Annotated in this window: 7 protein-coding genes; 2 read left to right on the top strand and 5 right to left on the bottom strand. The window is 47.7% G+C overall.

The window, feature by feature from the left end; all coding sequences use genetic code 11:
• Window positions 1–11: 11 nt before the first annotated feature.
• From NI20_RS0111305 to NI20_RS0111325, 5 genes are all read right to left on the bottom strand, one after another.
• Window positions 12–2,084, bottom strand: a complete 2,073-nt coding sequence (locus tag NI20_RS0111305; RefSeq protein WP_033121504.1) for an FtsX-like permease family protein — start codon at window positions 2,082–2,084, stop codon at window positions 12–14.
• Entirely contained in the window at window positions 2,074–2,841 is a 768-nt protein-coding gene (locus tag NI20_RS0111310; protein WP_033121505.1) for an ABC transporter ATP-binding protein, read from the bottom strand. Before NI20_RS0111310 ends, NI20_RS0111305 begins: the two co-directional genes overlap by 11 nt.
• Window positions 2,842–2,918: 77 nt before the next feature.
• The gene (locus NI20_RS0111315) at window positions 2,919–4,106 is read right to left on the bottom strand and encodes a hypothetical protein (RefSeq protein ID WP_033121506.1); all 1,188 of its coding nucleotides are present in this window, start codon (window positions 4,104–4,106) and stop codon (window positions 2,919–2,921) included.
• Window positions 4,107–4,141: 35 nt separating this feature from the next.
• Complete coding sequence (locus NI20_RS0111320) at window positions 4,142–4,849, bottom strand: hypothetical protein (protein WP_033121507.1); 708 nt, start codon at window positions 4,847–4,849, stop codon at window positions 4,142–4,144.
• Window positions 4,850–4,859: 10 nt separating this feature from the next.
• Window positions 4,860–5,966 carry a DUF6076 domain-containing protein gene (locus tag NI20_RS0111325; protein ID WP_033121508.1) on the bottom strand — a complete coding sequence of 369 codons (1,107 nt, stop codon included), beginning with the start codon at window positions 5,964–5,966 and terminating at the stop codon, window positions 4,860–4,862.
• Window positions 5,967–6,188: 222 nt separating this feature from the next.
• On the opposite strand from NI20_RS0111325, the gene NI20_RS0111330 reads away from it, so the two are divergent.
• Both NI20_RS0111330 and NI20_RS0111335 read left to right on the top strand, forming a co-directional pair.
• Window positions 6,189–6,809 carry a CHC2 zinc finger domain-containing protein gene (locus NI20_RS0111330; RefSeq protein WP_033121509.1) on the top strand — a complete coding sequence of 207 codons (621 nt, stop codon included), beginning with the start codon at window positions 6,189–6,191 and terminating at the stop codon, window positions 6,807–6,809.
• A 1-nt stretch (window position 6,810) separates the two neighbouring features.
• Window positions 6,811–8,157 (top strand): phage/plasmid primase, P4 family, encoded by a 1,347-nt coding sequence (locus NI20_RS0111335; RefSeq protein ID WP_033121514.1) that lies wholly within the window; start codon window positions 6,811–6,813, stop codon window positions 8,155–8,157.
• Window positions 8,158–8,161: the final 4 nt, after the last annotated feature.

Raw genomic sequence — 8,161 nt, forward strand, 5'->3', positions numbered from 1 at the left:
CTCCTTCCAAATTATTCTTCTCTCTGCGGCTGCATCAGTGTCAGCAAATACCGATCACTGGAGTGCTTGACCACTCTCATATAAATATATTCTATCACGCAAAGCAGCAAAATCATAGTAGCAGATACAAGCAGCATTTCAGGCACTGTCCCACGGGTTCGGGACGAGAGTATCCCTGTAAACAACGCTCTGACTCCAAACAGACTGCTGACAGCTGCAACCAATACAGGAAGTCCCATAAACCACGCAATCTGCTTTCCGGCAGACTGGCAAAGGCTTTCGTAAGTGGCTCCCAGGCGGATCAGGGTCTGGTATCTACGCCCGGTTTTCTGCTGGCTCATCAGGAACTGAACACCCACAATGGTGTTGGCAACCACCAGGAACACAATCGCCAGATAGAGGGTAATATAGATGGATGCTACGGTGTAGAAAAGCTGGCGGCCCATATTCTGAAGATAGCTTTCATATTCGATACCTATTTTGTCCAGCTTCTCGTTCAGATCGGAATAGGCAGTCATAAGGCTATTTCCATTCAGAGCTTGCTCACTGAGCACCGCATTGACATAGGTATCATACATTCCCTGACTATAATATAGGAATGCTTCATCCGGAAGAATCAATGCAAAGGACAAGGTTATAGAACGGTCCGTGACCAAATTCACAGACTGAACCTCTCCTGTAAGATGAATCGGACTACCATCCAGTTCCACCTTGGGCTGCCCGGCCAATACTTGGTTCAGCATTGCGGTACGGCTTGCCGTAGTAAACTCTGTATCAATATAGACAGTGGCCTCCTTTTCGCCTAATTGGAGAGCCGGATTGCCGGACAATTCCAACAAACGATTATAGTCCGATAAACAAATCAAATATGGGTATGTGGCATAACCAAGATTGTTCAGAAGGACATCCCGGTCTTCCGACTGGGGCAGGCTCCGAAGAGAGTCCATAACAGCGTCCATGCTGTAGGCATTATCATAATCTTCTGTGGTGCGAATACGCCCAACCCTCATTTCAAAAAGCTCTGAAAATTGATTTTCCAAACTGTTTTCTTTCAGGACTGCCTTTATATTCGGAAGAACCTGCGATGAATCTTCTGCAGTATGATCTTCAAAAGTATAGTCGATTACATGGCCAGAAGACAGGCTATTCGTTCCTGCAATTCCTACGCCCGCACCAAAACAACACAGCGCCGCCAGAATCAGCAGGGAGCTGATGGCCATGGAGTTTGACTGATGAATGACATTCTCCTGAATCTGCCGGAAGGTAAATACATGAAGCTGCTTATTTCCTTTTCCTTTCTTAACAATCAAAGCAATCAGCGCACGCATCCCATAGAAAAGCAGCATCGTACCAACTATGCCCAACAGCAAAGTCAGTCCCATCATACTTACCTTTGTCCATGCAATTCCCTGAATCGCCATGTAGTAAGCCACTGCCAACATCACACTTCCGCATATAGCAGCCAGTCCATAGATAACAGATGGCATTTGCTTTTTGGGGCGGTTCGTTGGCTGGGATAGCAAAGTACCGATCTCCTGGCGGCTGATTCGTCCACTCAAAATCAGAAGTGCCGTCAGCTTAATTGCCAGAAATCCTGCCAGCGTCCATTCAATCGCAGACCAGGATAAAGAAAACTGATGACCGATGATCCCCATGCCTACCAGCTTGGCGGTGACAAGACTGACAATTTCTGAAAGCACCACAGCCACAGGTAAGCCTATGAGCATGGCAAGAATACTGGTCAGGCAATCTTCCGCCAGAAGCATACCAAACAGTTTACTTCTACGCATCCCCAACATTAGATAAACACCAAGCTCATGCCGTCTGCGCTCGAACTGATACTTGCAGGCAAAATAGATCAAAAAGAACAGAATACCGAGGGTCATTCCATAAAACGCAGGAATCAGAAGCAGGAGTTTGTCAACTGCGTCACTCTCCATTTTCTGCAAAAAGAGCATCACATCTTGAGTGGAGATGGAAAGAATCATGTAAAAGGCAACAATAGAAATCACCAGGGAGCTGAAAAACAGACCGTTTTCCTTTCGGCTGCGGTGGCTGTTCCGAAGAATGAGATTAGAGAACATTTGCGCTGCCCCCTCCCAGTTGCGCCATCACCTTCAGGATGCGCCCGTAGAACTCCTGCTGGCTTTCGTCTCCACGCCGAAGCTCATGAAAGATCACGCCGTCCTGGATGAACAGAATGCGCTTGCAAAAGCTGGCGGCATTGGAATCATGGGTTACCATCAGGATCGTAGCTTGTTCGTCACGATTCAGGCCGGACAGCTTCTCCATAAGACTTCTTGCGTTCTTAGAATCCAGCGCACCCGTCGGTTCATCGGCAAGGATCATTTGGGGATGTAAGATCAGAGCCCTTGCTGCCGCAACACGCTGACGCTGGCCGCCGGACATCTTGGACGGAAACTTATCCAGAACATCAGTGATTTCCAGATAGTCAGCCAACTGCTTCAGCCGCTGGCTGCTTTCTGCTTCGGATACCCCATGCAAGGAAGTCGGGAGCAGGATGTTTTCCCTGCCAGTCAGGTTGTCCAGCAATTCAAAGTTCTGGAATAGATAACCAACTTTTTTGCCACGGTACTCTGCAAGAGCCTTTCCCTTGAGGGATTGCAGAGTATCGCCTTCCACCTGAATGCTTCCACCTGTGGGTTGAATCACAGTCGCAATACAATTGAGCAGTGTGGATTTACCGGAACCGCTGCTTCCCATAATGCCGAGAAACTCTCCCGGCATCACCTGGAAGGTGATCCCATTCAGTGCCTTTGTTTGACTTGGCACATTGCCATAGATTTTTGTTAAATTTTCAATATTCAAAATGGGTTTCATGTGAATACCTCCTATCATTTGTAATAAAATGATAGCATGGGAACACAGCAAATACCACTTACAGTGGTTGTAAGGATTCAAGATATAAGTGGCGGCTCAAGGGGGACGAGCATATATTTTGTAAGAGCATCAGGCGACAATGATAAAATATACCGGATCGCCTCCTTGGCAAACCAGTTCGTTTTAATTGTATCCCAATCAGCAAGTCGGATAATCTCTGCTGTGCCGTTCTCAAAATCAACTGAAATTTCGCCCCATTCGCCGTCGCAGTCTGCTTGATATTCGTAGATTGCGGCGGCGATTTTCTTTTTGCGCTTGGTTTTGGTTTTCTGTTTCAGCCGGACAGCATGGAGCGCACCTTCGGCAACCAGCAGTTCTGTCAGTTTGTCCACCGCTTTCCGGTAGGCTCGCTCTGCACCGCTGGCTGTGCTGCCCTCAAACATAATCGCCAATTCTTCAAAAGTGGGGCGGTTCTTCCATGAGCCAACTCGCCCGCAGGTCATACAGATTGCTAACCGTTTTTCGAGCAAGGTCTGTTCCCGGTAATTCAGCTTCTCAAATGCCCGCTGTACCTTTTCTGCTTGTATGCCGTTCCAGAGGATGTCGGTATAGTTCCAGCTATCGTCAAGGGCTATATCCTCGCCTGTTTCCTCGCCGTCCTCGTCCGTTATATAGAACGGCTGCTGGTTGCGGATTCCACGGACAACTTTCAGATATTCTTCCGCAAGAGCAAGGTCGCAGTTATACTTCTTGGAAAACTGGTTGACCGCATCTTTGGTGTTATGGTACAGCCACGCCATTGATCGCACCATTTTGTAATTGGTCAGAGAGGATACCGACCATTTTTCTTCGCCCATGCGGAAACGGAGCATAGAATCCCAGATGAACGGATAGATGTATGTAGCATACTCCGCACCCTTGGCAGGATCATAGTCCATCAGCTTTTGGAGCATTTGCTCCCGGCAGGAGATCTTTATATCGATAAATCGGTCTGTGTCGTACAGATTGCCGCCGTCCACACTGAGAAAGCCTTTGATGCGCTTGTTGAGCTGCGTTTCGTAGTGGTGCAGAAAGAACGAAAAATATAGCAAATTCTTTTCCCGCAAAGCAGACAGGATATATTCATTCAGACTGTCCACCGCTGGCGGTTCCGGTTCCAGTTGGAAGATGCGCTCTGCCACATAGGGGATGATGCCGTCACCGTGTGGATTAACTTGGTGCTTCGGTATGTATCCGGTCATGTTCCACGAAAAATCATTTAGCATAGCGCACCTCCCTTCTAAGTAATCAGCGGGAATAATTAACCATAATTCCAAGTTTGTCTTGCAGCATTTATATTATCCAGAAGAACAGATGCAGGATTTGCCTCGTAATAGTACGTGCTCATATCCAAAATGCCTTCTTCCATTTCACCCCACTCTGCTGTGCGAGAAGCAAAGATTCTATTATATACACACCAATCGCATGTGGTGGTGAAAGCAGCAATATCTGCAAAGTCTTTTGGAAATACAATTCTTCTTCCATTTGATGTTGGCTTAAGATAGTTCTCCATTATTTCTTTGAAATTCTTCAGATCATAATCCGTAGCGTTTTCCAAAGCTTTACAGACAATCAATTCTTCGTGCGTGAATTCTGTAAGTGTTTCTAAATGGTTTGCAAGAATTAGACCATAAATAACGCAAACCTTTGGGCATTCTGCATTTACGGTTTGTTTGAACAGATTGGCTACGATAATAGCCTTTTCCGGGCTGGAGTTTACATAGTTGTAAAGCTCGTTCAATCTTCTTTCGAGATTAAAGCCAGATGCAAGACCGTTCAGTAGATGGCCGAGTTTGAAGGTATTGTATTCAGATAGAAGATCATTTCCTATTCCGCCTACAATTCCCGCAACTGGGTTTACTACGCCCAACACACCAATAGAGCCAGAACGGATTATTTTGGTCATAGGATTGTCCATAACCCGGCTAAGCGCATTCCCAATATCAGTTAAATCATATTTCTGTGCCATTACATATTCCTCATTTCGTCCGTAATTTTGCTTCTTTCTTCAAAGCAGCCTGTCCCATCTCTTTTTCGTAATCACCTTTGGCATAGGCGACATTGCTCAGCGCTCGAAGCATTTTATCCTTTGCCAGCTTTTTCATAACCTCTGCAAGATCAGCGTCCAGAGTACCACGCTTCACATAGCGGTTTATGGTGTTCAGCCGTTTCTCATAAATCTGTTTCACCGGATGATCGTCCGCAAGCTCCCGTTGTTCTCTGCCTTTCAGGTTGCCGATCTGTCGGCAAGTGCGGTGCAGCTTGTCCCCCGGTGCATAGCCGCCGCAGTATTTGGTGTGCCTTGCGTTGGTGGTGAGGAACCACTTGCCGCAGATTTTGCATTTTTTCGGGGCATGACCAACACATAAGCCCTCAAAAAGATCAGACCGGAACATCCCTACAAAGGATACATAGTGCATCCGCTTGACCAGCTTCGCAACTTTTTCGCCGGGACGGATGACCGATATATACTGAACGGAATTATTCAAAGTAGACATCCAGGCATTGCCCTCCGTGATAGAGAACTCCGGCGGAAAATAGTCGCCGAACATTTTTGCAAAACCCTCTGCGGTGCGTTCTGCTTCATTGCCGTCTGATTTTTCTGCAAAATCAAGCATGGCCGTTTGGTATTCCCCAAGGGAGTATGCCAGATGCCCGAAAACTGCGGTATAACGTTGGAGCATCATCGCATCGGCAAAGTTCTGGATTTCTTCAAATTGCAAAGAATTGGTTGCGGCTTTTATGGCAAACTCCACATATTTCAGCGCATTGTCCACAGTAAAGACTTTTTCAATCCGTTCTCTGTGCTTTGAGATATTCATATAGGAGAACGGCGGTGTTTGACTGAGAATATCAAGCATCGTCAGAGCAGCTTCCGTTGCAATAGGACAGAGTGCAGAAGCATCCTGTCCGGCGTTTAATATTCCAAGCAGCAGATTGATTTTCTCGCATTGCTCGTTCATCTTTGCGATGGTATCCGCAGGGACATTCAGCGCATCACAGGCAAGAGCGCCGACAGGAAGTGTTTTTCCCTCATATATGACCGTATCCTGCCAAAAATCCAATGTCATCAGTTCTTGGTTCATGCTTGCCCCTCCTGTCCTGTTTTTTCATTTTCTTAATTCTATCATGCTAATGTAAAGAAATCTACATCTATCCATAAGTTGTCCTGTTTTTTGAAACGGGGTTGTCCTCCGATTAGCCTGTTTTTTGAAAAATCCGGCATAACCATAGTAGAAGGAGCCAAACCCCTGCCAATCACGGCGGGTGTTTCGTGCTTTCTAAATACTATGAACGGAGGTTTTTCTATGACAATCTATGAAATCATCAAGGCGGCAATCAGCGTAAAGCAAGCCGCAAAACACTACGGGCTGAATGTCAACCGCAATGGTATGGCTTGCTGCCCGTTCCACAACGACAGGCATCCGAGCTTGAAGCTGAACGAGGATTATTTCTTCTGCTTCGGCTGCGGAGCCAAGGGGGATGTAATCGACCTTGTGGCAAGACTGTTCGATCTGAGCAGTTATGAAGCAGCGCAAAAGCTGGCTGCGGACTTCGGGCTTGACCCGAAACCGCCCACTGCCGCAGCTATGGTCAAGCCAAAGCGTCCCTATATCCGTCAGTTCCGGGAGAATGAAATGCTGTGTTTCCGGGTGCTGACGGATTATCTGCATCTGCTGGAAGATTGGAAAATACGATACGCACCCAAGACACCGGAAGATGCTCTGGATGACCGTTTTGTGGAAGCCTGCCAGATGCACTGCTATATCGAATATATGGCAGATGTGCTGACGGTGGGTGATCTGGAAGAACGGGTGGCATTGGTGGACAAGCTGATGCAGGACGACAAAATTGCTTTTCTGCAAGAGTATACCGCACGAAAGAAAAAGGAGGTGGCGCACCGTGGCGAAGAACCGGAAAACGCCTAATATGAATTTTCCTGTCTGGTTTGACGGGCAGAACATCAACGAAGCTCTGTTTTGTGAAGAATTTCTGCATGAGCGCAGAATCATCTTCGCAAACGGAGCTTTTTTCACGCCCGATGGTCGAGTGACGGATGACCTTCCTCTGCGTGGGGAGATTTACGACAAGCTGAAATTTTGTGCCGTGAACAACATCCCACGGAAGATCACCAACATTCTGGAAGTGCTGAAACTGGAAGCGCAGGTGTCTGACTTCCCTCCGGAGCAGGATCGCATCCATGTTGCCAACGGTACGCTGCTCTTGAACGGCACTTTCACCGAAGGCAGACCGGCTATCGTGCGAAGCCGTCTGCCTGTCGGCTATAATCCCGATGCTCCTGCACCGGTGATCTGGCTGAACTTTCTGGATGGGTTGCTTTACGCCGAGGACATTCCAACTTTGCAGGAGTTTATCGGCTATTGCCTGATTCCCTCCAACAAGGGGCAGCGCATGATGGTGATTAAAGGCAACGGTGGCGAGGGTAAATCTCAAATCGGTGCGGTGCTGTCCACCATCTTCGGCACGAATATGAAAGACGGCAGCATCGGGAAGATTTCTGAAAACCGTTTTGCCCGTGCCGATCTGGAACACATCCTGCTGTGCGTGGATGATGATATGCGGATGGAAGCTCTGCGTCAGACCAACTATGTAAAATCCATCGTGACTGCACAGGGCAAAATGGACTTGGAACGCAAGGGCAAGCAGAGTTATCAGGGCTGGATGTTTGCCCGGTTGCTGGCATTCAGCAATGGTGATCTGCAAGCCCTATATGATCGCAGCGATGGTTTTTACCGCAGACAGCTTGTGCTGACCACCAAAGAAAAGCCCATGGACAGAGCCGATGATCCTGACCTTGCAGAGAAGATGAAAGCTGAAGCCGAGGGTATCTTCCTGTGGGCATTTGAAGGCTTACAGCGGCTTGTTGCCAACAACTTTAAGTTTACGGAGAGTGACCGTATCCGGGAAAACCGGGAAGCGGTCAAGCGTGACAACAACAATATCTTTGATTTCATGGAGTCGGAGGGATACATCCGATTGAAAGCGGATGCTTCCATCAGCTCTAAGGATTTCTATGAAATCTACCGGATGTGGTGTGAGGAAAACTCCCTTGCACCGCTGAAAGCCCGTAGATTCAGCGATGCCATGATTGCCAATGCCGGGAGATTCAATCTGGAGCATTGCAACAACATCACCAACTCTGCCGGACGGCGGGTGTGGGGCTTTATGGGCGTGGAAGCTGTGGCAAGACCTCATATAAATGGATTTTACGATGTTTCGCCGTGTACGTACGTACCGGAGGACTGGCGGGATTGATTTT

Source organism: Oscillibacter sp. ER4, assembly GCF_000765235.1.
GTDB classification, from domain to species: Bacteria; Bacillota; Clostridia; order Oscillospirales; family Oscillospiraceae; genus Hominicoprocola; species Hominicoprocola fusiformis.